The sequence below is a fragment of the Candidatus Minimicrobia vallesae genome (assembly GCF_018866205.1).
Taxonomy (GTDB): domain Bacteria; phylum Patescibacteriota; class Saccharimonadia; order Saccharimonadales; family Saccharimonadaceae; genus Nanosynbacter; species Nanosynbacter vallesae.
Window position 1 is genome coordinate 394,919 of sequence record NZ_CP076459.1, and the last position, 22,317, is coordinate 417,235.

General features: G+C 43.9%; 18 protein-coding genes, 6 tRNA genes and 4 pseudogenes. 13 read left to right on the plus strand and 15 right to left on the minus strand.

Annotated elements, in window-relative coordinates; translation table 11 throughout:
* Positions 1-9: 9 nt before the first annotated feature.
* The 3 genes from KOY49_RS02760 to KOY49_RS02770 all read right to left on the minus strand — a co-directional run bounded on the left by KOY49_RS02760 (position 10) and on the right by KOY49_RS02770 (position 1,354).
* Complete coding sequence (locus tag KOY49_RS02760) at positions 10-591, minus strand: His/Gly/Thr/Pro-type tRNA ligase C-terminal domain-containing protein (protein ID WP_232735907.1); 582 nt, start codon at positions 589-591, stop codon at positions 10-12.
* A 219-nt stretch (positions 592-810) separates the two neighbouring features.
* On the minus strand, positions 811-951 hold the full coding sequence (locus tag KOY49_RS02765; protein ID WP_232735908.1) for a hypothetical protein: 141 nt from the start codon (positions 949-951) through the stop codon (positions 811-813).
* Positions 917-1,354: an ATP phosphoribosyltransferase regulatory subunit gene (locus KOY49_RS02770; RefSeq protein WP_232735909.1), complete on the minus strand. Its 438-nt coding sequence runs from the start codon at positions 1,352-1,354 to the stop codon at positions 917-919. The genes KOY49_RS02765 and KOY49_RS02770 overlap by 35 nt, the downstream gene beginning before the upstream one ends.
* Positions 1,355-1,939: 585 nt before the next feature.
* Between KOY49_RS02770 and KOY49_RS02775 the strand changes: the two genes are divergently transcribed.
* The gene (locus KOY49_RS02775; protein WP_232735910.1) at positions 1,940-2,368 is read left to right on the plus strand and encodes a hypothetical protein; all 429 of its coding nucleotides are present in this window, start codon (positions 1,940-1,942) and stop codon (positions 2,366-2,368) included.
* Here the strand turns inward: KOY49_RS02775 and KOY49_RS02780 are convergent, their stop codons facing one another.
* The 3 genes from KOY49_RS02780 to KOY49_RS02790 all read right to left on the minus strand — a co-directional run bounded on the left by KOY49_RS02780 (position 2,369) and on the right by KOY49_RS02790 (position 5,459).
* Positions 2,369-2,902 (minus strand): TrmH family RNA methyltransferase, encoded by a 534-nt coding sequence (locus KOY49_RS02780; protein WP_232735911.1) that lies wholly within the window; start codon positions 2,900-2,902, stop codon positions 2,369-2,371.
* A gap of 819 nt (positions 2,903-3,721) precedes the next feature.
* Positions 3,722-3,808: transfer RNA gene (locus KOY49_RS02785), tRNA-Leu, on the minus strand.
* 40 nt (positions 3,809-3,848) lie between these two features.
* Positions 3,849-5,459, minus strand: a complete 1,611-nt coding sequence (locus tag KOY49_RS02790; protein ID WP_232735912.1) for an FAD-binding oxidoreductase — start codon at positions 5,457-5,459, stop codon at positions 3,849-3,851.
* 884 nt (positions 5,460-6,343) lie between these two features.
* Between KOY49_RS02790 and KOY49_RS02795 the strand changes: the two are divergent.
* Positions 6,344-6,720 (plus strand): annotated as a pseudogene (locus KOY49_RS02795) (EXLDI protein).
* A gap of 217 nt (positions 6,721-6,937) precedes the next feature.
* Here the strand turns inward: KOY49_RS02795 and KOY49_RS02800 are convergent.
* Both KOY49_RS02800 and KOY49_RS02805 read right to left on the minus strand, forming a co-directional pair.
* Positions 6,938-7,022 (minus strand) — tRNA-Leu (locus KOY49_RS02800).
* A gap of 76 nt (positions 7,023-7,098) precedes the next feature.
* On the minus strand, positions 7,099-8,298 hold the full coding sequence (locus KOY49_RS02805; protein WP_232735913.1) for a hypothetical protein: 1,200 nt from the start codon (positions 8,296-8,298) through the stop codon (positions 7,099-7,101).
* A gap of 641 nt (positions 8,299-8,939) precedes the next feature.
* On the opposite strand from KOY49_RS02805, the gene KOY49_RS02810 reads away from it, so the two are divergent.
* From KOY49_RS02810 to typA, 5 genes and pseudogenes are all read left to right on the plus strand, one after another.
* Positions 8,940-9,569, plus strand: a complete 630-nt coding sequence (locus KOY49_RS02810; protein ID WP_232735914.1) for a hypothetical protein — start codon at positions 8,940-8,942, stop codon at positions 9,567-9,569.
* Between the two features lie 41 nt (positions 9,570-9,610).
* Entirely contained in the window at positions 9,611-11,170 is a 1,560-nt protein-coding gene (locus KOY49_RS02815) for a LamG-like jellyroll fold domain-containing protein (RefSeq protein ID WP_232735915.1), read from the plus strand.
* Positions 11,145-11,342, plus strand: coding sequence for a hypothetical protein (locus KOY49_RS02820; protein ID WP_232735916.1), 198 nt, complete (start codon positions 11,145-11,147; stop codon positions 11,340-11,342). Before KOY49_RS02815 ends, KOY49_RS02820 begins: the two co-directional genes overlap by 26 nt.
* Positions 11,343-11,365: 23 nt before the next feature.
* Positions 11,366-11,442 (plus strand) — tRNA-Val (locus KOY49_RS02825).
* Between the two features lie 642 nt (positions 11,443-12,084).
* Positions 12,085-13,914 (plus strand): annotated as a pseudogene (typA, locus tag KOY49_RS02830) (translational GTPase TypA).
* A gap of 330 nt (positions 13,915-14,244) precedes the next feature.
* Here the strand turns inward: typA and KOY49_RS02835 are convergent.
* The 3 genes from KOY49_RS02835 to KOY49_RS02840 are packed head-to-tail and all read right to left on the minus strand — an operon-like array spanning position 14,245 to position 15,765.
* Entirely contained in the window at positions 14,245-14,550 is a 306-nt protein-coding gene (locus tag KOY49_RS02835) for a hypothetical protein (RefSeq protein ID WP_232735917.1), read from the minus strand.
* A gap of 1 nt (position 14,551) precedes the next feature.
* Positions 14,552-14,932 carry an AAA family ATPase gene (locus KOY49_RS04985; RefSeq protein WP_269802119.1) on the minus strand — a complete coding sequence of 127 codons (381 nt, stop codon included), beginning with the start codon at positions 14,930-14,932 and terminating at the stop codon, positions 14,552-14,554.
* Positions 14,890-15,765 (minus strand): replication-associated recombination protein A, encoded by an 876-nt coding sequence (locus tag KOY49_RS02840; RefSeq protein WP_269802120.1) that lies wholly within the window; start codon positions 15,763-15,765, stop codon positions 14,890-14,892. Before KOY49_RS02840 ends, KOY49_RS04985 begins: the two co-directional genes overlap by 43 nt.
* Before the next feature lie 101 nt (positions 15,766-15,866).
* On the opposite strand from KOY49_RS02840, the gene KOY49_RS02845 reads away from it, so the two are divergent.
* Positions 15,867-16,613 (plus strand): slipin family protein, encoded by a 747-nt coding sequence (locus KOY49_RS02845; RefSeq protein WP_232735918.1) that lies wholly within the window; start codon positions 15,867-15,869, stop codon positions 16,611-16,613.
* Between the two features lie 56 nt (positions 16,614-16,669).
* Here the strand turns inward: KOY49_RS02845 and KOY49_RS02850 are convergent.
* Positions 16,670-16,744: transfer RNA gene (locus tag KOY49_RS02850), tRNA-Gly, on the minus strand.
* A 67-nt stretch (positions 16,745-16,811) separates the two neighbouring features.
* Here KOY49_RS02850 and KOY49_RS02855 point away from each other — a divergent pair.
* From KOY49_RS02855 to KOY49_RS02870, 5 genes and pseudogenes are all read left to right on the plus strand, one after another.
* A tRNA-Phe gene (locus KOY49_RS02855) sits at positions 16,812-16,887 on the plus strand.
* Positions 16,888-16,935: 48 nt separating this feature from the next.
* Positions 16,936-17,011: transfer RNA gene (locus KOY49_RS02860), tRNA-Gly, on the plus strand.
* 412 nt (positions 17,012-17,423) lie between these two features.
* Positions 17,424-18,296, plus strand: coding sequence for an alpha-amylase family glycosyl hydrolase (locus KOY49_RS02865; RefSeq protein ID WP_232735919.1), 873 nt, complete (start codon positions 17,424-17,426; stop codon positions 18,294-18,296).
* Positions 18,297-19,123: 827 nt separating this feature from the next.
* Positions 19,124-19,267, plus strand: a complete 144-nt coding sequence (locus tag KOY49_RS05430; protein ID WP_376787510.1) for a hypothetical protein — start codon at positions 19,124-19,126, stop codon at positions 19,265-19,267.
* A gap of 68 nt (positions 19,268-19,335) precedes the next feature.
* Positions 19,336-20,631: pseudogene (locus tag KOY49_RS02870) on the plus strand (alpha-amylase family glycosyl hydrolase); the annotation flags it as partial.
* Positions 20,632-21,039: 408 nt separating this feature from the next.
* Here KOY49_RS02870 and KOY49_RS02875 read toward each other — a convergent pair.
* The 3 genes and pseudogenes from KOY49_RS02875 to KOY49_RS02885 form a co-directional block, all read right to left on the minus strand.
* Positions 21,040-21,249, minus strand: a pseudogene (locus KOY49_RS02875) (DUF421 domain-containing protein); the annotation flags it as partial.
* Between the two features lie 144 nt (positions 21,250-21,393).
* Entirely contained in the window at positions 21,394-21,870 is a 477-nt protein-coding gene (gene rsmD / locus KOY49_RS02880) for a 16S rRNA (guanine(966)-N(2))-methyltransferase RsmD (protein WP_232735920.1), read from the minus strand.
* Positions 21,845-22,315, minus strand: a complete 471-nt coding sequence (locus KOY49_RS02885) for a hypothetical protein (RefSeq protein WP_232735921.1) — start codon at positions 22,313-22,315, stop codon at positions 21,845-21,847. Before KOY49_RS02885 ends, rsmD begins: the two co-directional genes overlap by 26 nt.
* Between the last annotated feature and the right edge of the window lie 2 nt (positions 22,316-22,317).

Genomic DNA, 22,317 nt, shown 5'->3' on the forward strand with positions numbered 1-22,317 from the left:
GATATCAGACTATATCTCAAACAGAGCGTCTTCATCGCCATCATATCGACGATCTTTGACAATTGTCACAATTCGCTCAGCGCCAACCTTCTGCTCATCGGATTCCACCAAGTTTCGAACCGTGTATGCGCCGCTAGCAATTTCATCCTCACCCACGAACACCGCAAACGGAATTTGCTTTTTTAGCGCCGCTTTTATCTGCTTGTCAATCTTTCTACCAGTGATATCCAACTCCGCTCGCACGCCTTCACTGCGCAATTTTCGCGCCAAATCGTCCGCGCCAGCCATAGATTCTTTTGACACCGGAATTATGTATACATCTGTTTTAGATGCCAATTTAGGCAACAAATTGTGCACTTCCAAAAATTGCTCCATCGTCGTCGCGCCCATACCAACGCCGACCGTAGCAATCGGTTCGACACCAAATAGCCCGACCAATCCGTCATATCGTCCGCCACCAAACAACGCTCGGTTATTCTCTGGCGAATTGTCAAAAAGCTCAAAAACCATGCCCGTGTAATAGTCCAGACCGCGCATCAAAGTAACATCAAACACCGCATTCGTAATGCCTTTTGGGCTAAGCAATTTCATACCACTTCACGAAGTTGCTTGACACTTTCATCTTCCATCAATTCGCTCGGCAAATCATCAACAGATTTCATACCGATCATTTTTGCCAGCTTCGGCAAACCCTCCGACGCTTGATTGCCAAAAATCTCAATCGCCTGGACGCTTAAATTCTTCGGCTAGGAATCTTATTTTTCCTATCAAGCAACTTCATCATCATCGTCGAACCAACAATATCAAGCTTCAAAAATTGACACTCATCAAACGATTGATCAATTGGCGATTATTAACCCTAACCGTAAACATTTCTCGCTTGGCGCCAAAATCCATCACGCTAGCGTGACTCAGCTCAACAATCTCCGCGTCCGCCGCCGCGCCGTCCACACCAAACAAATCCGCATTCATAAAGCCAAAACTCACGCCTCCACGCCTCACGCTGCGGCCGTTCATAGCGCATAAAATTAGCAATTGAATACAGCCGCGCAGGCATCGCCAATTCCCGACGCTTAGCCGCCACCATTCGAGAAATCGACGGCGTCATCTCAGGACGAATCGCCACCATTCGACCACCACGATCTTCAAAAGCGTATGTTTGCTCGCCCGCCAATTCCTGACCCGACTTCGCCAGATAAATATCTAGCGGCTCCAGTAGCGGCGCGCCATATTCTTCATAGCCAAAACTCTCAACCGTCTTGTGCCAAACATTAAAAATGTAATTCTGCAGACGCTTTTCCTCTGGAAAATAGTCTCGCGAACCTTTGTAACTTTGTGTAGATAAACTGCTCATGTTAGCTCCATTATGTCATTATTTCTTATTTATAGCAATCAAAAACGCCGAGGCAGAACTCGGCGCGTACAATCAAAAATCAGAGTCCTACCTCGGCAACACGTGTGAATGATGGAATTTAGGTAAAATCATAAGTCCATTATAGTAAATTTCATGCTTTTTGTAAATACCTGTTGACAGCAAACCCAATAATTGATATATATATATATTAGCTTTTTGCGTAATTCTGCACATTGAGCAAACACTAGTAGAAAGGTGTAGTCTATGAGCGGCTACCAGGATGGCGAGCGTTGGATCGACCCGGATGGGACCTCCCACACCGTCAACTCGACCAACGATCCCAACGTTCCCGGGCGGATACTACTACAACCAGCACGGACCCACTGGGGATGGCTCTATCGGGCATGCGACGGCAGTCTACAACGCCGACAGCACGCTCGCAGATATCCCTCAGAACCGTGACTGGCGGGATAGTGCCCCCGCCAGGATTAGGGCTAATCTAATCTAATCACTACTTCTCGCAGACCTAAGCATGCTCTGCCCTTGCCTTTGGCGACAAACCAAAAACTGCTCTATCCTTGTATTATGAGAGCTACTAATAAAATCACCGCCGCCATTCGCGCCAATGATTTGCCAGCTTACCAACGCGAGCGCTATCCCGCCATTCAAGAAGGAGAGGTTGTTCGATTTATGGATGAGGATTTTCATGACGTTGATTTCGACCAGTTTGTCATGGGCTTTTTCGTGTTTCAGAATTGTAATCTGGACGACGCAAAGCACATCTACGGGCAACCAATTTATTTTACCAATTCGTCGGTTCGGAATGTGGATTTTCGTGGCGTAAAAGCTATTATTGAAGCGGAGGACTGTGACTTCCGCGGCATCAAATATGATGAGGAAACACAATTTGTCTATGGCAGCGGGAAATTGGCGGCACGATCGCGTTTCATAAATTGCAAATTAGATAATAAGACTCGTGATTTTTTGAGCCAACAAGGCGTAGAAATCAACTAATTATTTTCCGCCAGCACATTTTGCTGCAACCAACAATACATCGCCACAGTAGCCACCGCACAAAGCGTTTATAGAGCGAGTCGAGCCGAATTGCTCAATCGCCACAATCTGATCCGCAGCGCCAGCCAGCTCCGAAGAAATCCCCGGCCCTTCTTGCCCAAATACCAAAACCGCACGCTTCGGTAAACACATCTGCGACATATTAACACTTCCTGGGATATTATCAATCGCAATAATTTCCCTGCCTTCAGTCCGCATTTTTTCAACAAACTCTTCCGTCGTCGCCAAATATGTAATGTGAAGATATTTATCCGTCATCATCGCACCGCGCTTATTCCATTGCCTGCGCCCAATCACATAAATCTGCCGCACACCAAACGCATTAGCACTCCTGACAATTGTCCCCATATTAAAATCTCGCTCGGTATTTTCCAGCGCAATCACCAAACCGTGATCTTCAGAATCCAACTCATTTATAATCTCCGATTCGCTCCGACCCTTAAACTTATCAATGACGTTTCTTTTATCTTCCATCTCTGTTATTTTATCAAAATTCCTGAATAAATAACAAAAGTTGAGAGCCTTCTATTGACTTTTTTACACAAGTGTGGTATAAATAAAGGTAGCTTTCGTTGATGAGTTGAGTAAATCCTTGTCCGAAAGTGAACTTTGACAGGCAATCGAACACAAGATGAGTTTTTATTTCTTTTTTAAAAAACCATAAGAGAGATAAGATCTCATCTTGTATTGTAAAGAACAATACGTCGCAATCCTGCGGATGAGAAAACACGAAGATAGCACAATGTTTATCGATGTCTCTGACGATCTTTCCGCTACGACGAAAGACCTGAGTTCGAAATGGCACACCGCCATGGAGATCATCTGCAAGGACGAGTATATCCCCGTCCTTCAAGTAAGGCGATTCGTCCAAATGATTCGCGACACGTGTCAACGAGTGCAAGACCTCCAGGTCTATGCGAACATGTGTCTTGCGCAATCTACAACCATGCCGCGAGAATCTCGCTCCGCAGCCATAGAAGACCGGAAAAGAAATCAGCGACATAGTCCTCAAGGCCACCAGTTGAGCACGTCGCCACCATCACGAACGAAGACGTCAAGAACTTCTAAGAAACAAGAGGAACGCGATTCGGTCATACTCTTCGCTGATGTAAGCCGCAAATAATCAACGAGATCAAGGTGGACTCTCAGAATCCCTGGATTGACTGACAGTAAATAGTCTACATGGCGGGTGATTGTTCTTTTACGATTGCCTGTCATGTAGACTCTGAATTTACGACATTAAAAATCACCCTGAGCATGGGTGATTTTCTTATGGTGAAAAATTTCAGTTCTTGGTGCGGATGAAAGGACTTGAACCTTCACGTACTTGCGTACACTAGCACCTGAAGCTAGCGCGTCTACCAATTCCGCCACATCCGCATGGGCTACGCGTCAATTATAGCCCAATTCTCACCCAGTATCAAGCTTGATTACGAAGCTTACACCACGCGTTTAATTCCGCCGCCAACTCCTTTGGTTGAGCCTCCGCTTTAATTCCTGGATTAAAAATTCCAGCTGGATCAAAGATTTTTTTCACCTTTGCGTATAATTGTTTTTCATCATCTGGCAGATTTTTATAGATAAAGTTAGCCTTCAATCTTCCGTCACCACCAAAGCCCGCAAAAGAACCTTCGTACTTATTAACAATCTGAGAAATTTCCGCCAACAATTGAAGAATCTTCTGGCGTTCACTCACCTTTTTACTATCAAACGTCGGATGTAGAGAAATATAATCGCTTGAAAAATCAACAAAAACTGGCAAATCCACGCCGTACTTAGATTCCAGCGACTTCAACTCGCTAAGGAAACTGTCAATCTTTTCTGGCGCCATTAAAATCCCAGAGAAAACGCGTGGCGTAATCATATGCGGCTCGCTCGGAGTTTCCGCCAAAGCCAAAACAGAATGCAAGCTGAACAAATCCTGCTCTTCCAAATGTAGAGTTTTTATGTCAATCGCTTCTGATGATTCCAATTTTCTAGTCAATTTCTTCGCGGCTTTATTGCGCGCTCTGTCAGAAAAGTCGTCAAAGATAGCCAAGACCACCGCACCCTTAAAGCATTCTTTCGGCGCCCACTCAACCACTTTACCGACGACCGCAGCCTGACGGAAGAATCGCCCGTCGATTATTTCCACTGCCGACGCCTTATTTTTCATCGCTAATTCCACGGCTGATTGCGCGTCTGACAACTTTTTATATGATGCGGCAACAACTGAATATTCTGGACGAATAAATTGCGCCTTCATAATAACTTCGCAAATCACACCCAGACTTCCCTGACTACCAATAAACAACGGCGTCAAATCGAACGACCCGTCTTTTTGCTTCACCCGAGAAATCCCGCTGTAGCCAACCGTATCTGGCAAAGCTGGATCCATTTGCGAAATCAGCTCGGCGTTATCTGAGATTAAATTGTCAATCTCTCGATAAATCTCGCCCTCAAACGTCGATAAGCCTTTTTTCTTACTCAATTCGCGTCGAGATATGCGCCCAGTCTGAATCACGTCGCCATTACTTAGAACAATTTCAAGCTGCTGAATGGCATCAGCAAAACGGCCATGAGCGCCAGATAACATTCCAGACGGAGCTGTGTTAATTGCGCCACCAATCGTGCCTTCTTCCGCCACATATGAAGTTCGCGGCAGACCCAAACCTTTATGAGTAGACAAAGTTGCGTTGATTGCCGAAAGAGAAATTCCCGCTTGAACATGAATCAGTTGCTGGCGAGGATCAATACCAAACACACGATTCATATACGTTTTTTCGTCAATTGCAATACCTTTATTCGTCGCTGCGCCAGTTTCATCATTGCCACAACCACGAACAAATACAGGTAAAACATGACCTTTCTCTGCCAATTGAGAACAAAATCGCATCACTTTCCTGATGTCGTTCATATTAGCCGCACGAACAATCATTTCTGGTCGGCGCGCCAAAAGTCCATTGTCAACTTCAACTTGACTCAATGCAAAATCCTGCGACACGACTTCGCCACTAAGATGCTCATTCAAATATTTCGCAACTTTATTCATCAATCCTCCTTAGTATGTTACTTCAATTTTAACATAAGCGCGGACAGTTGATAAGTAGAATTTGTTTTGATATAATCGGGTTATGCGGATGTGGTGGAATTGGTAGACACGCATGCCTTAGGAGCATGAACCTCACGGCGTGAAGTATTCTTGTATTTTATAGGGGTAATATAGCCTCTTATTTTATAGGGGTAATAGACGCCTCTTTTAGACTCCTGTATTGATAAGAAGGATGTTTTGGCTTAATCGTTTTCGTTATGTTTATTGTAAATTTTATCAGTTACAGCGAGAAGTGCATTTGATTTTTCTGTTCGGTTGAGTGAGTATAGATTTGCAAGGTTGTTGTTATTGAAGAATACCTTCAAGGATAACTTGTGCATCTTTTGCCGAGACGTTAGCTTCTTTGAGCATTGCTTAGCAACGCTGTGGCGAATCTCATGAAGCGTTATCTCTTTCAATCCCACTTTTCGAGTAGCATCTTTAAATGTTTTGATAAAACTCCTACCGTCTATCGGGTTGTCTTTTTTAGTAAGGTAGAGAAGTTCGTGGCCATCTGGATAGAGCCATCGTTCATATTCTGCTCAAAGCTCCTGTTTTATACTCGGCAGAAGTAGCAGATCGCGAGCACTTGCCCTTGTTTTGAGTGAGCCGAGTTTTGGCTCATTAATACACACGAGATAAACTTGCTGCCTAATATGTATAGTGTTTTCGGTAAAGTCAATGTCTTTCCAGGTACAAGCCAAACGCTTCACCGCGTTGTAATTCATAATGACACATAATAAGGAATAAACGCTGTAGTATGGATGGTCTGTCATAGAGTAAGATGCCTTAAAAATGCTATAATGCTCTCCAGTACAGGCAACAAGTTTAAGGAGGAAAAGATTATGGATTATAAAGAAATAAAGCTTAATGTTTCAAATGATAAAATTAAAGAATATAAGCAATTTGAGGGCTTAAAAATATATTCTGATATTTTTAAATCTGAAGAATGAAAAGGTATTGATCAACAAAAGAAGAATACACGTTACAAAAAAACAGAATTATGTTTATTACGAAAGAACAGATGTAAATTGGAATTATTAGTCAAGCAAAAGAAATTACAATTCCAACATTTAATCCGGAGAATGATAGTAAACACAACATTATATTTGAAGTTTCATCAGAATTAAGCGAGTTTATTAAATATTTAGGAGAAGAAATAATTCGGAAGATTGAATTGAAACAGCACAATGGAAAAATTGTTGAGATATTAAATATTTGAATGTGTTATGAAGAATAAAACATTGACTGAAAATATAATATCTACTCAAGCACGTAAAAATCCTACATCTTAGTAATATCAATTAAATAAAAATAGTATAAAAAAACAGTAAATCAAAAAAGGTTTACAGTTTATTCAAGGCTTAAAATTAAAAGGAGAGGAAAAGAAAAATTAAAAATCACCATATCAAGAGAGAATTTCGAAAAATTTCAGATCTTGGTGCGGATGAAAGAACTTGAACCTTCACGCCGTGAGGCACATGCTCCTAAGACATGCGTGTCTACCAATTCCACCACATCCGCATAGTTTGATATTGTGAAATATTTCTGTAAGTAAGTATATCAGTAGATAAAATAAATTACCACATTTTTAACATTTTTATTTAACAGGAATTTTCTTTGCTAAATCTAATAACAACTCAATCAATTGCGAACTCATAATAGGAGCCTCCTCTTTGCTTTTAAATAATCCTTTTGATTTTTTAACTTGATTATTCTCTTCATTATTGAATATTCGGTATGCAACTGTTTTGATAATTTCATTTCTTAGTTTTACATCACCTTCAATACTTAGCAGATAAGGCTTTAGTGCTTTAAGTTGATGAGCTGTTCGTTGATTAGCTCGCTGTGCTTTGCGATGCTCGCTTGATTGAGTGGCTGTATATCCTGCTACACCCCCAGCAAATAGCATAACAAATGCTCGAGCTACTAAGAATTGCCATGAAACATCCTTAGTATCAATAACTTCACAAACTACCCAAAAAGAAAATACTAATACCACAAAAAGTAAGAGCGTCGTTATTTTACGCCATTTATCAGCAGCTTCCATGTCTTCCTTAGCACTACTAGAATAATCGTGAATTAATGTTTTGTCTCCAGCTATATTCAGTAGTTCGTCTATTCTAGCAAGACTATCCTCTGCCTTCGCCTCAGTGGCGTTTAGCTTTTTATCTATGTCATCCGTAATGCGATCGGCTTCATTGCTCTTTTTGCTAAATGTCTCTTCAATTGTACGTTTCTGCTCTTCAATAAATTTATTAACCATCTCATTACGTACATTTTCAGATTTTGTAAACGATAATTGCTGCTCAGCAGAGATTTTATTTGACGAATCTTTTATGTCTTTTAAATCTTTATTAAGTTCACCAATTTTTGCACCAAGTGCTTCAAACTCGTTCTTAGCTTCAGTAACTTTTTCGTCAATGGTCTTTTCTGAGGCAGCTCCTTTAGCGGATATGCTATTAATCTCTTTTGCTGCTACACGCTTATATTGACCGACTGACCTATTCAATCCCGCAATAGCTTTGCGAGTTTCCTTTATGTCCATAGCGGGTGTTAATGAAGGAATGTATGACAATATATTATCGATATATCCATTCATATAAGAAATACCTAGATACGCATCATTACGATAGTTTTGCCAGTTATCAAAGCACGAGCTTACACTTGAAAGATAACTGCTGATATTGTCAAGATTTGATATTGATAATAAACGATCATCTGTATTATTAAGTCTATCCACTAAAAGTTCAATGACCAATTTTGCCCGATTAATATCATCGATTGCTTCAAGAGACACACTACCAGAGATCTACCTCATCAAACCTGGTTAATAATTTCTTGGCTGCAGTATATGTGGCACTATTCTGTATACGATCTTCCCATTTACTCATGAGACATTATTCCTTTTTGCTTAATTAATTTGCCACCCCTTATTAAAACTTTAAGTACCATTATATCACTTTTGTTTTTAAAATTGACCACCTCTAAGAGTAGAGAATCTTACTTATTCAATTTGGCTAATTAAACTCCGCCCTAGACTCCAGAATTGACTCCTTGCGCCCAGTACAATAACAAACAAAAACAACGAGCTAGAACTCTTATATCATTTTTGCCTTTATTGCCCATTATTTGACTGATAAGGCCTCTTGTCGGCGGTGTGCGTAGTTCCTCCGCTAAGTGAAAAGAAAGCTTAATCATCTAGCCTTAGGAGCATATGCCTCACGGCGTGAAGGTTCAAGTCCTTTCATCCGCACCAAAATTGAAATTTTTTCAAAATTGTCGCCTGTAATACGGCGACTTTTTAATTGTTATCAAAATATTATTAACTAAAAAAAAACGCCTATGCTACAATCACCTGCCAAGGCAGAATAGAGAATCGCTAGGATTGCAGGTAACCACTGGAAATCATCATGATATGGAGAAGGATGTCATAATAATATGAGCAAAGCAAATAACTATTTCCAACGGCAACGTATTGGCCTGGCGGTTGTCGGCGGAATTATGACGCTGATGGTGGCGTTTAGCTTGACGCCAACATTCGCCGGTGTCGTTGCAACCATCACCAACAGCGTAAACAACGCATCAACCGGTACATTAGTCATGGAAGAAAAGAATCAAGACGGAACAGTTACCTGCACCACCACTGGTACTGGTAGTGCAACCTGTGCAACCATCAACAAATATGGCGGTCAAGCACTCGTTCCAGGCGGCAGCACCGACACGACCGTAAAAATCACCAACAAGGGTAGCATCGCTGCCAGCGCCTTCACCGTCAAGGGCGGCACTTGTACAACCGAAAACGCACCAGGCGCATCAGTCTCTGGTACCGGTAACTTGTGTAGCAAAATGACTGTTACCATCCGCGCTAACGGTACACAAGTTTGGAGCGGTACGGCAGAAGCCTTCCAGCAAGCAGCAGCACAAGATATCAAGACAGTCGTTGGTCATCCAATTGCACCAAATGAGACAGTTACATTGGTCATTACTGCCGCACTTCCGGCAAATACTGACGCCAGCTTCCAGGGTCGCCAAATTTCACAGCCAATCACCTGGCAATTTAGCGCCTAGCGCCTCATAAATAGCCGTAAAATCTGATATACTGAAGGGTAATGAAATTTAGTAAAACCAGCATTTGGGTAATAGCAGCACTGAGCCTACTGAGTTTAGGCTCAGTGCTCGTACTACACCTAGCTGGTTTTCGCTTTTTTACCATCGCCACGCCAAGCATGGGCGAAACCGCACCAGTCGGGACGCTAATCGTTACGCAGCCGCAGCAAACCTACGATAAAGATGATATTATCACGTTTTATCGTAGCGGCAGTGTGTACACACATCGCCTAACTAAGGTTAATGATAACCACGGCTACACCACTAAAGGCGACCTCAACGCCGCAGAAGATTCCCTGCCAGTAGCCAATCGAGATGTGATTGGTAAAGCAGTGGTGATTGCTCCTGTGTGGGGCTGGGTATGGCGCGCCACTCCAATATTATTGATTGGCTGGATTATTGTTTATCTAATTTCTTGCATTAGACGGATACGTGACGACTGGCGCTGGCCAGTTCGCATCATCGGCGGAACACTGGTGGTTATCTTAGCGACACTGATTCTCAATCCGTGGCTCCGCGCCGACATGCTCAGTATCGCTACGCATCAAAAAAATGACGTGCGATTACACATTGTCAATGCTGGTATTTTCCCTATTCGTGATGACGATGGCAACCGCGTTCATACTGGTCAAACCGCCATCGTTCGCGCCACCGAAACCGACGCGCAAGGGCGCTATATTTACGTGCCACGGCCATCGCTTGGGCCGACGGGCGTGATGTTTGCGCTATTGTGGTGTCTACTACCACTATTTATAGCACTGTTAGTAAAGCTACCACCACCTGAAGAAGAAATTACTGGACTACAACTCGTTCATGAGCGACATCGTAACATGGCGTTACTTGCCATTATTATTCTATTTGAAGTGGTACTGTTGACCGTACAATTGTCTTCCTTGGCAGGATTTACCGCGACCATACAAAATAGCACCAACCGCGTTCAAGCTCGCGCTTACTTTAAATGCTCTGAGGCCACCTGGAGCCGTTCACAGATCCGTCCAAATCCTCAGCCGTATTTTGCCTGGGCCCTCAATAGCGATCATGCCGCCAACCCCGTCGTAACAGACCTCTCTGGCAACGGCAACAACGGCAAACCTTCGCCAAGTGATGGCTCGCCCAGTCGTGCCAGCGTATCAAACACTGGTTGTGTGCGTGACGACCGCCGCGTTTCAGTATTTAACGGAGTAAACGCCTGTCTCACTCACGGAACGTCAGCAGAGCAGAAGGTCAATCCTGCGCCAAATACCTTTAGCCTGGAGGTGTGGTTTAGTACTAATTATCGAAGTAACGGTCGACTAATGGGCTTTAGCTCTTTATACGAAGGTGACTATAACGGTGGTGGACAAAGTGATCGCCATATCTATATTGACAAAGACGGTCGAGTAGTATTTGGAGTTTACAACGGAGGCATCAAACTTGTTGCTTCAAAAGCTGGAGTAGATTATGCTGATGGCCGCTGGCATCACGTCGTTGCCACTATGTCGCCAAGCGGTGCAGCACTCTATCTTAGATGGAAACAGAGTCGACACCAATACATCAATGACTGCCGGAGAAAATGTACCTAACGGCGGCTACTGGAAAGTTGGATGCGGCAAATTGACTTATTGGAAAAATGCTGACGACAGCGAATATCAAGGCCCTAAGTATTTTAAAGGCAGTATGCAATACAGCTCAGTCTATACGACTGCCCTCACCGAACAACAAGCTCGTGACCACTATTTGGCGGGCGCCAAATAATAGTATATAATTGGAATAGCGACGGGAAATTAGCTCAGTTGGCTAGAGCGCACGATTCACATTCGTGAGGTCACAGGTTCGAGCCCTGTATTTCCCACCATTTCACGTTAGGTATAAATATGGAATCTTTTTACGTTACGTCAACTCATCTTGACATAGATATGGCGACTGAACCTCATCCGTCTGGATTAGTTATATTCTCGCGAGAATTATCTACAAACGGAGAGCCAGCTGGACACATAATAATATCTCCCGAGAGACCATCATACAGATATATATTGTGATTACCTTGAAAAGAAACGAAGCTTTAGTAGAAGAACGTAAACGTTGGGGAATAAAAATTCGACAAGACAAGATCGTAAATTACTTCACCCGAACAGAGACCTGCTTATGGAATGTACATACCCCAGTCAGACGACATACCGGACTATCCCGAACTACTAATAGCCTGTACGAAGAATAAAAAAGCGAAGAAATTAGCCCGCCAAGAATTAAAAATAAATCCGACGCAAGTTAAATTAGCAACGAAAGCCCTCGGTATAGTAATGGCTGATCTAGATATTTTACATAGAGCCGACAGCAAAACGTCAGCTGATAAATTTTCCAAAAGACCAACTTGACGAACAGCAAATTACAGTATACTAAAGCATTAAACACAACTTTCACTCTTTTTATTTCCCCCTTATCGTGGTAAAATTTTATATTAAGAGGAAGGTCTGTGCTAATATCAGACCATATTTTTATGAAGGACGCTAGCAAGATTCGAAACATTGCCATTATTGCCCACGTCGACCACGGCAAAACGACCATGGTTGACGGGCTATTAAAGCAGTCGCGAACATTCCGCGACAACCAAGCCGAGATGAGCCAGGAATTGATTATGGATTCCGGCGATCAAGAGCACGAGCGCGGTATCACCATCACCGCCAAACAAACGTCAATTTTTTACGGCGACTATAAAATAAACATCATCGACACGCCAGGACACGCCGATTTCTCTGGCGAAGTTGAGCGAACCTTGAATATGGCTGACGGCGTTCTGCTGATCGTGGACGCACAGGAAGGTCCGATGCCTCAGACCAAATTCGTATTAGCGAAGGCGCTTGAGCTGGGACTGAAGCCTGTCGTGATTATCAATAAGATTGACAAGCCAGCCAGACGAATTGCCGAAGTTGAAGATGAGTTGAGCGATCTGTTTTTGGAGCTAGCGACCGACGATTCTCAATTGCAATATCCAATTTATTACGCAATCGGACGCGACGGAAAATCATGGAAAGAAATTCCTGCAAACACCGACGAAGACGCGGATTTGACGCCAATTTTTGACGCGATTATCAACGATATTCCAGCGCCAGACGTGACGGAAGATGGCGCGTTTCAATTGCTTGTTACCAGCTTACAATACGACACATTCCAAGGAAAATACGCGATTGGGCGAATTGCTCGCGGATCCGTTAAGCGTGGCTTACAAGTCAGTTTGATGAAAAATGGCGAAGTCGCAGGTTCAGCACGAATCGAGAAAGCTTTTGGCTACCGCCGCGGATTGAACCGCGAAGAACTTGACGAAGCGTTTGCCGGCGACATCGTGGCGCTGGTTGGCGTGACTGACGCGCACATTGGCGACACCATTGCCGACAAAGAACAACCCGAAGCCCTACCAACAATTGACATCGAAGCGCCAACGCTGAGCATGTACCTCAGACCAAACACCAGCCCAATGAAAGGGGCGCGAGGGCGAATTTACCACCTCGCGGCAAATTGGCGACCGATTGAGGCGGGAGCTGGAAACCAACGTGGCGCTGCGCGTCGAAGAAAACGGCATCGGCTTTACGGTATCTGGCCGCGGTGAACTGCACCTGAGTGTCTTGATCGAGACCATGCGGCGCGAAGGCTTTGAATTTGAAGTTGGCCGCCCGCAAGTGGTCACAATCACCGAGGACGGCGTCGAAAAGAACCGATTGAAGAATTACAAATCGAAATCAAAAGCGAATTCATCAGCGAGATCGAAGCCAAGAACTTGGCGCGCGACACGCTGGAAATGAAATCTCAGGAAACAACCACCGCTGGCGCTGCTCGCCTGACTTACATTTTGCCAACGAGGGCGCTGATTAGCCTGCGCAACATTTTATTGACCGCCACCAGAGGTACGGTGATTATGAATTCCCTGCCTCACGGATATCAACCGCTTGGCGGAAAATTGCCAAAAACCCGCAATGGAGTTTTGATTGCGTTTGAGGCTGGCACGACAACACCTTACGCTTTGCAAGCAGCGGAAGCGCGCGGCGAATTACTGGTCGGACCAGGAACAGAAGTTTACGCCGGAATGATTGTCGGAATTTACAATCGCCAAGAAGACATCGAAATCAACGTTTGTAAAGCCAAGCACTTGACCAACATGCGCTCCAAATCATCGGATGGAACTGTGCAATTGACGCCATTTACGCAGTTTAGCTTGGAGCAATGTATCGACTTTATCGAAGATGACGAGCTTTTGGAAGTTACGCCAAAATCATTACGACTTCGCAAGCGATATCTGGACGCAAACGAGCGAAAACGCGCCGCGAAACAATAATTGCGTAAACCACAAAATAACCGCCCCGTAATGGAGCGGCTATTTTTATATGAAAGATCAATTAGTTGACAAGAGTTTCTTTGACTCGACGAGAAGCAAAGAAGTACAAGATTACCAATCCTTCTACTATTAGCATTGTAACGATTCCGGTAATAAATGCTGGAACGTCTACCCCTGACCTTCCGGATGCATATATAACTACCGCATTTGCAACATTGCCCAATCCAGCCGTGGCGATCGTAGCAACGGCTAACCACTTACCAAGACGCTTCTGCATCGTTATAAACACAACTGCACAAATAGCCAAGACTACTAGTATAGGTGAAAATATCAAAGAAATGACACGTTTTCAGGCTGGCTAAGATTCATTATCGCCTCGGAAAAACACTGCCGTATTGACAAGGCTACCGATAACGAAACAAACAACAAAAAGAACATTAACCAACCCTTAACACCCTTCAGGGATTCCGCCATCACGACATATTGCACTGGCGCTGCTTGAGGCTGTGCAAAATATTGTTGGCTGACTGGTTGCTGCTCATACGGGGTATTCTGCGGTTGTGGTGCAGGACCGTATTGTGCGTTTGGATCAGGCTGTGGCGCATATTGCGGCTGCTGAGGTTCTTGTTTTGACATATTAACTTCTCCTTTTAAGAATATTGATATGCCAATTATACCACATCCTTAATTTCCTCTGGTAAAAATCCTTTGTCATGCTGAAAGCCAGCTCACCATTTGTAGCCCCTGTTATAGGCCCAAATCCTTTCATCAATTTGGTCGGAGCGTTCCTGAGACGTAACGGCACGGGAGAATTCGGATATTTGCGCGCCAATTCAAAAGCGCCGTGCATTAAAATCAGTAATTTCACGCGACTTCCGACTACGAGCCAACGCAATAGCACAACGGAACAAATTGTACTCTTCGCCTCCGGAAGACCGACGCGCTCGACAGCCTCAAACGTTGCAATTGCCAAGCTCAGCGCACCATTACCCGCCAGCCCGATATCTTCCCGACGCAAAAATCACCATTCGCCGAGCAACAAACTTCTGGATCCTCGCCCGCGTCAATCATTCGCGCCAAATAATACGTCGCAGCCGTCGCGTCACTGCCTCTTAGCGACTTGATAAAAGCGGAAATCACGTCGTAATGCGAATCGCCTTTTTTATCATAGCCCGGAAGTCGCTTCTGAGCCGCCGCCTTAACCACTTCCGGCGTTACTTTTTCGTTAAAACTCAGCGCCAATTCCAAATTGCCCAGCGCCACCCTTGCGTCGCCATCCGATAATTCCGCCAAATAGTCCAGAGCTTTAGGCGAAACTTGCTTAGACTTTTTCAGAACTTTCAGCGCTCTTTTTAATACCGATATAATTTCGTCTTTTGTCAATCGCTGGAGAACCAAAACCCGAGAACGCGACAGTAGCGGCGTGATGACTTCAAAGCTCGGATTCTCGGTCGTCGCACCGATTAACGTAATTAGCCCACTCTCAACGTGCGGCAAAAACGCGTCTTGCTGAGCCTTATTGAAACGATGGATTTCGTCAACGAATAGAATTGTCCTGAGTCCTAAATTCCAATTTTGACGGGCGTGCTCAATCACTTGTTCAACATCCTTTTTTCCGCTTGTAACTGCCGACAGCTCAATAAACTCCGCCTTCACCTCGCGCGCAATAATCCGCGCCAACGTCGTTTTTCCAGTTCCCGGCGGACCCCACAATATCAAACTGACCGGCTCACCATTCTTAACGATTCGCCTCAATAACTCGCCCTCGCCAAGCAAATGACTCTGCCCTATCACCTCGTCCAGCGTCTGCGGCCTCATCCGTTCAGCCAGCGGCTGCCTACTATCACTCATACTTCCATTATATCGCGAAATCCATAAAGCCAAAAAGTCTCCGCCGTTTACACTTTCCTCGCACAAAATGCTACAATAGATCTATATAAATAGGAGGAAAAATGGAAGCATTCGTAATAATAATCTTGTCGTTTATCGGGCTTTATGTGCTAAGCGGCATTAAAATCGTCAATCAATATCAGCGCGGCGTGGTTTTGACGCTCGGTAAATTTACTGGCGTTCGCGAACCAGGATTAAGAGTCGTCATTCCAGGATTGCAGACGATGATGTTGGTCGATATTCGTTCAACTCCAATTGACGTTCCAAAACAAGAAGTCATCACCAAAGACAACGTCACGGTCGGCGTTGATGCGGTGGTTTATTTCCGAGTTATCAACGCGCCAAAAGCCGTGCTGGAAACCACGAACTATATTTACGCGACTAGCCAATTTGCCCAAGCAGCACTGCGCGACGTCACCGGTAACGTTGATATGGACGATTTGCTCGCCAAGCGCGAAGAAATTTCCCAGCAAATCAAGGAAATTGTTGATGCCGAAACTGACAAATGGGGTATCGATGTCGAGAACGTTAAGATTCAGAATATCGAACTTCCTGGCGATATGAAGCGTGCCATGGCCAAACAAGCCGAGGCAGAACGCGAGCGCCGCGCCAACATCATCAACGCTGACGGCGAAAAAGCCGCAGCCGAAACATTAGCTCAGGCCGCAGAAATCCTAGCAAAAACTCAAGGCGCTATCAATCTGCGAACATTGAACACCTTAGAGCGAATCTCCACAGAGCCAAGCCAAAAGACGATGATGTTATTCCCTATCGAACTCATCGACGCAATTCGTGGCGATAAAAAATAGAACATTTATCAATAAAATAAGCACTCTGTAATTTTACAGGGTGCTTTTATAATTCCTGGTGCGGATGGGGAGAGTCGAACTCCCATCTCAACCTTGGGAAGGTCACATAATAGCCGCTATACGACACCCGCGCTCGATAAAATTATAACACCCTTGCCAGATAGCGACAACTTTAGTACAATTAAATAGCAAGTTTGTGGCTCTTTAGCTCAGTTGGTAGAGCAGAGGCCTGAAGAGCCTTGTGTCCCCAGTTCAAGTCTGGGAGGAGCCACCAATATTGCATTTCATTCACGACTTTGCTACAATAAATCGTGAACAACATGCGGGTATAGCTCAGTTGTTAGAGCGCTTCCTTGCCATGGAAGAGGCCAGGAGTTAGAGTCTCCTTACCCGCACCAATTAGATATTTAGCCCCCCGGGTCGGTTTTTTCGTGATATTATAATAGATAAGCTAATTTTACATTTGACATAATACCCCCAGGGGTATATGATTATATTATGGATATCAGCAGACATCAAACCGTAGAACTCCAGCGCTACATACATACGAATTAGGACAAATGCGCGGACTCGAGAAACAAATTACCGACGACGCGTATTGCATGGATGGTTTGAACCCAAAGTCTAACCAATACAAAAGTAGTTAGCGTCTCTCAATAAACTTATTCTGGAGCGACATCTCCGCACGCACATTGCCGATAAAATGACGTCCGGCGACGAAACTCAACAAAGTAAAGTAGGAATGTCAATAATTTTTGCATCACTATCTAAAAACTGGAATTTTGCTCTCATCTCGCTTATACTTAAGCCATGAAAACCTGGCAAGATGTAGCCTCTCTTTATCAAATTTATCCGCGCAGCTTTCTAGATACCAATGGCGATGGAATTGGCGATTTGAACGGCGTTACCGAGAAGCTGGATTATTTATCATGGCTGAGCATCGATTCGATTTGGATTTCCCCGTTCTTCGTATCACCACTGACCGACTTTGGCTATGATATTGCAAATTATCGAGCTATTGATCCTACTTTTGGTCAAATGGAAGATTTCCAAGCGCTACTTAAAAAAGCTCACGATCTCGATATTAAAGTTATGATCGACCTCGTTCCCTGCCACACTTCAGACCAACATCCGTGGTTTCAAGAATCCAGATCTTCGCGTGATAACCACAAGCGAGATTACTATGTTTGGCGCGACGGAAAAGATAATAGCGAGCCTAACAATTGGCGAAGTTTGTCTGGCGGCAGTTCGTGGGAATTTGACGAACACACTGGGCAATTTTACCTGCATTCATTCCTAAAAACGCAGCCAGATCTGAATTGGGATAATCCTGAAGTGCGTGCTGAAATGAAAAATATAGTGCGATTTTGGTTTAATGTGGGCGTTGATGGAATGCGCGTCGATGCAATTTGGGGAATTTCCAAAGATCCTGATCTCAAAGACGACTCTCCAAATCCTGATTTTTATGGCAATCCAAACGATTACGGAGCATTTATCCACAACCACTGTAAAATGGGGCCGCATTTTCAGGAATATTTGCGAGAATTAGCGTCAGTCTGCGATGAATATGACGACAAGCAAATGGTGTTTGAATTTTATCCCGACGATAAGCTGGGCGATATTTATCATCAATACAGCCAGATCCTGACAGTCCACCCAAAAGCCTCGGCGTTTTATATATAGCCGATGCTAGTGCCATCGTGTTCGGGAAAAAGTAGATGTCGCTGCCTAGGTTAATAATCGGCTTGTAGGTGAATATATTTTCATCACCAGGCTCGTTGAAGGTCTCCGGCTGGTCGCCAAACGAACAACTAAATAGTTCAAGAAACGCCCGAATATCTTCTTTTGTAATACTTTTTTCTGTAGTCTGTATGGTCTCAACAATAAGATCAAAAGGAAATGCCATTTCATCTATCGCACGTAATGACTTTACTTTTTCACCAGTAAGCGTTGAGCGGGCAAAATGCACACCATTGAGCATACTCTTCAGGGCAAAGAATATACTTTTTGACTTTACAATATTAAACTTCGTATTGCTCTTAATCCAATCTTCGTCCCGAGCGTATAGCTTTTGTGCCATCTCAAATGGCTGTACGTCGTAAAAACCCGTATCACCATAAAAAGTGGTTTCTATAATCATTTCTTTACTACCAAAGATTTTTCGAAATTCTTTCTCTTTCTCTTCATCGCTCATAGTTTTAATTTGTTCTGGCGTATGTTTCATCATAGCTTTGCTAAAATCATACATATAGGTACAATGAAGCTCATCTAGCAGTGATCTGGTACGCTTGACCGTCTTCTCGATTTGATGTTTACTAATATTATCGAAACTAACAGCCTTATTTTTGAGCATTAGCCCCATAAGAAGAGCCACCTCGTTGACGTGTAGTTTCTCCCGCCAGTTCACATTGGCTGCATCATGTATGTCTATAAAGAAATCTCGTGAAATAATTTCCGCAAAAGCCGATACATTATCCATACTGTCAATGACCGTCGTAGACAACATAATCATGCTAATCATTCCAGGCGCCATGGATAAGAACTTAGCTCATCCGATTTATTCGATTATTCGGCTAATTTGTATGATCGCCGCGTCATTTGCCGTATCATATCCCGTCAATCTATATTTGTTAGTCGCAAAGGTCACGCATTGACTCATCATTATCATCACATGTAATTTATTTGTTTTGATTTTCCCTATCATCTCGCTTATACTTAAATCATGAAAACTTGGCAAGATGTCGCCTCTCTTTATCAAATTTATCCGCGCAGTTTTCTGGATACGAATGGCGATGGAATTGGCGATTTGAACGGCATTACCGAGAAGCTGGATTATTTATCATGGCTGGGCATCGATTCGATTTGGATTTCCCCATTCTTCGTATCGCCGCTGACCGACTTTGGCTATGATATCGCAAATTATCGAGCAATTGATCCGACTTTCGGAAAAATGCAAGATTTTCAGGCGCTACTTAAAAAAGCTCACGACCTCGACATTAAAGTTATGATCGACCTCGTTCCCTGCCACACTTCAGACCAACATCCGTGGTTTCAAGAATCCAGATCTTCACGCGACAACCCCAAGCGAGATTACTATGTTTGGCGCGACGGAAAAATAATAGCGAGCCTAACAATTGGCGAAGTTTGTCTGGCGGCAGTTCGTGGGAATTTGACGAGCACCACTGGGCAATTTTACCTGCATTCGTTCCTGAAAACACAGCCAGATCTGAATTGGGACAATCCTGAAGTGCGTGCTGAGATGAAAAACATAGTGCGATTTTGGTTTAATGTGGGCGTTGATGGAATGCGCGTCGATGCAATTTGGGGAATTTCCAAAGACCCCGACCTTAAAGACGACTCTCCAAATCCTGATTTTTATGGCAATCCAAACGATTACGGAGCGTTTATCCACGACCAATGTAAAATGGGACCGCATTTTCAGGAATATTTACGAGAATTAGCGTCAGTCTGTGATGAATATGACGACAAGCAAATGGTGTTTGAATTTTATCCCGACGATAAGCTGGGCGATATTTATCATCAATACAGCCAAATCCTGACAGTCCACCCAAAAGCCTCGGCGTTTTTTATGGAATATCGCGACAACGAATGGCACGCTAAAAATATTGAGAAAAAAATCGAAAATTACCTACAATCCAGAAGCTCAACCACGCCATTTTTCTGCATCGGAAATCACGATCAGCCGCGAGTCGCCTCCAGATTGGGCGAAGAACGCGCCCGCGCCCTCAGCTTCTTAAATCTCCTCACTCCAGGAATTAGCGTAGTGTATTACGGCGACGAAATTGGCATGACGAATGGAGAATTGACCGCTGATGACATTCAAGATAATTTTAGCCCCGCCAATTCTGTTGTTGATAGCCGAGATTTGGAACGCACGCCAATGCAATGGAATGATTCGCAATTTGCGGGCTTTTCAAGCGCAAAACCTTGGCTTCCTGTTAATGAAAATCACACGAAAATTAACGTTGATAGCGAAAAAATCGCAAACGATTCCCTGCTTAATATGCACCGAAAACTACTAAAATTGCGCCAAACCTTCCCAATTCTTAAAAATGGCAATTTGAGCATCGTACAAAACACTGGCAACGGATTTATTCTCGGGTTAAAAAGAGAGCTGACAGGTCAACGTGCTTACATTTTCATCAATTTCGCAGACGAGAAACAAAGCTTTTTCATTCCAGAAAACGCCAATATTATCACCTCAACTCACTCTGTTGATTTAATTATCGCAGAAAATCCCCAAAATGACGATTCCAGGATATTGCGGAGTTTTGCTTATTGTCCAGTAACCCAGCTTTCTGGGAATAGTTCACCTTGCGCTACACGTTCTCTGGGGCTCAATTCAGCTGCACCCGCTGCAACTCCACCCATGTGTTTAACAGTTCTAACAGGCTCCGCGTTACACACACCATATGCACAAAATCCCAACATAGTCCAAAATCTTAATATCATTGTTATAAATAACGCCGCCGATAATACCACCAAGTACGTAATTCTGAACTTGATCGCTAGCAGAAGATGGCGCCAAATTACCTTTTCCTGTAACGTTAATTATTATCGTCAGCGCAAAAAATCCGATCAATAATTTTATTGCTACTAAAATAAATTCATTCATAATTTACCTACTTTTTTCTATTAAAAACGCTCTGATATTTATCAGAACGCTCATCAGAATTATTCCAATCGTAGGAACTTGGTGAGGTGCGCCTCCCCATAACTACGACTGTCCACCACAACAGTTTTGTCTTGAACTGGCACCTCACCTATTCCTGGATGTGATAATATCATAAATCCACCCGGTTTGAGTAGTCTCATTAACCTGAGAAACTGTGGAAAACTGTGGATTATGGTACGGCGGATCGGCAAAAATAATATCGAACTCCCCTGTTGAACTCGCACTTTCCAACCAATTTACTATCGTTGTTTTTATTACAATAGATTTTTCTTCGACACCCAAAATGCTTATGTTTTCAGCAATTACTCGCTGAGCGACTCGATCTCGCTCCACGAAAACCGCCGACTCTGCGCCGCGACTTAACGCCTCTAGCCCAACAGCACCAGACCCCGCAAAAGCATCCAAAACCCGCGCGCCGCGTATCGATTCACCTAAAGAATTGAACATAGCTGAACGTACTCGCTCGCCCATAGGATGAGTCGTTGAGCCTGGCGGAGTTTTTATGAATCGTCCGCCAAATTCGCCAGAGACAATCCTAACTCTCACTTTTTTCTGCCTCAAGTTTCCAAATAGACGCCAGCCAGCCCAACATCACCGACTTTATAATAATCGGCATTAGCTCGTGATTTGTCTGCCAAGCAAGGTCCGTCGTCCAGCCACTCTTGCTAAAATTGTCGTACATTTTCATCGATGCCACGGCGTGAACTTGGTCCAAATAATACTCACGATAGCCGTGATTTTTCACTTGCAATATATCATCGTCACTCGGAATTGCGTCCTTAAAACGCGGATACGACACCACGCTAGCCACGCCAGCCTCAAACGCCACGTGAGTCGTCATCATACCTTTAGCGCCCCAGAATCTCCAGTTGTTCTTAACCAGCTCAATTCCATTATCGCCCTTCATAAGATTTTTCTTCAAAATTGAGGTTCGCGTCTCCAACCCTTCACCGCCGCGAAAGTCCCCCACAGCTTGCTCCAGAGGAAAATGATGAGCCGGAGTCAAAC

Excerpts from the sequence above, each read along its gene's own strand:
- KOY49_RS02760 (WP_232735907.1), bottom strand. The coding sequence starts at position 591 with ATGAAATTGCTTAGCCCAAAAGGCATTACGAATGCGGTGTTTGATGTT.
- KOY49_RS02770 (WP_232735909.1), bottom strand. The coding sequence starts at position 1,354 with ATGAGCAGTTTATCTACACAAAGTTACAAAGGTTCGCGAGACTATTTT.
- KOY49_RS02775 (WP_232735910.1), top strand. The coding sequence starts at position 1,940 with ATGAGAGCTACTAATAAAATCACCGCCGCCATTCGCGCCAATGATTTG.
- KOY49_RS02780 (WP_232735911.1), bottom strand. The coding sequence starts at position 2,902 with ATGGAAGATAAAAGAAACGTCATTGATAAGTTTAAGGGTCGGAGCGAA.
- KOY49_RS02790 (WP_232735912.1), bottom strand. The coding sequence starts at position 5,459 with ATGAATAAAGTTGCGAAATATTTGAATGAGCATCTTAGTGGCGAAGTC.
- KOY49_RS02810 (WP_232735914.1), top strand. The coding sequence starts at position 8,940 with ATGAGCAAAGCAAATAACTATTTCCAACGGCAACGTATTGGCCTGGCG.
- KOY49_RS02815 (WP_232735915.1), top strand. The coding sequence starts at position 9,611 with ATGAAATTTAGTAAAACCAGCATTTGGGTAATAGCAGCACTGAGCCTA.
- KOY49_RS02820 (WP_232735916.1), top strand. The coding sequence starts at position 11,145 with ATGACTGCCGGAGAAAATGTACCTAACGGCGGCTACTGGAAAGTTGGA.
- KOY49_RS02835 (WP_232735917.1), bottom strand. The coding sequence starts at position 14,550 with ATGTCAAAACAAGAACCTCAGCAGCCGCAATATGCGCCACAGCCTGAT.
- KOY49_RS02840 (WP_269802120.1), bottom strand. The coding sequence starts at position 15,765 with ATGAGTGATAGTAGGCAGCCGCTGGCTGAACGGATGAGGCCGCAGACG.
- KOY49_RS02845 (WP_232735918.1), top strand. The coding sequence starts at position 15,867 with ATGGAAGCATTCGTAATAATAATCTTGTCGTTTATCGGGCTTTATGTG.
- KOY49_RS02865 (WP_232735919.1), top strand. The coding sequence starts at position 17,424 with ATGAAAACCTGGCAAGATGTAGCCTCTCTTTATCAAATTTATCCGCGC.
- KOY49_RS05430 (WP_376787510.1), top strand. The coding sequence starts at position 19,124 with ATGCTAATCATTCCAGGCGCCATGGATAAGAACTTAGCTCATCCGATT.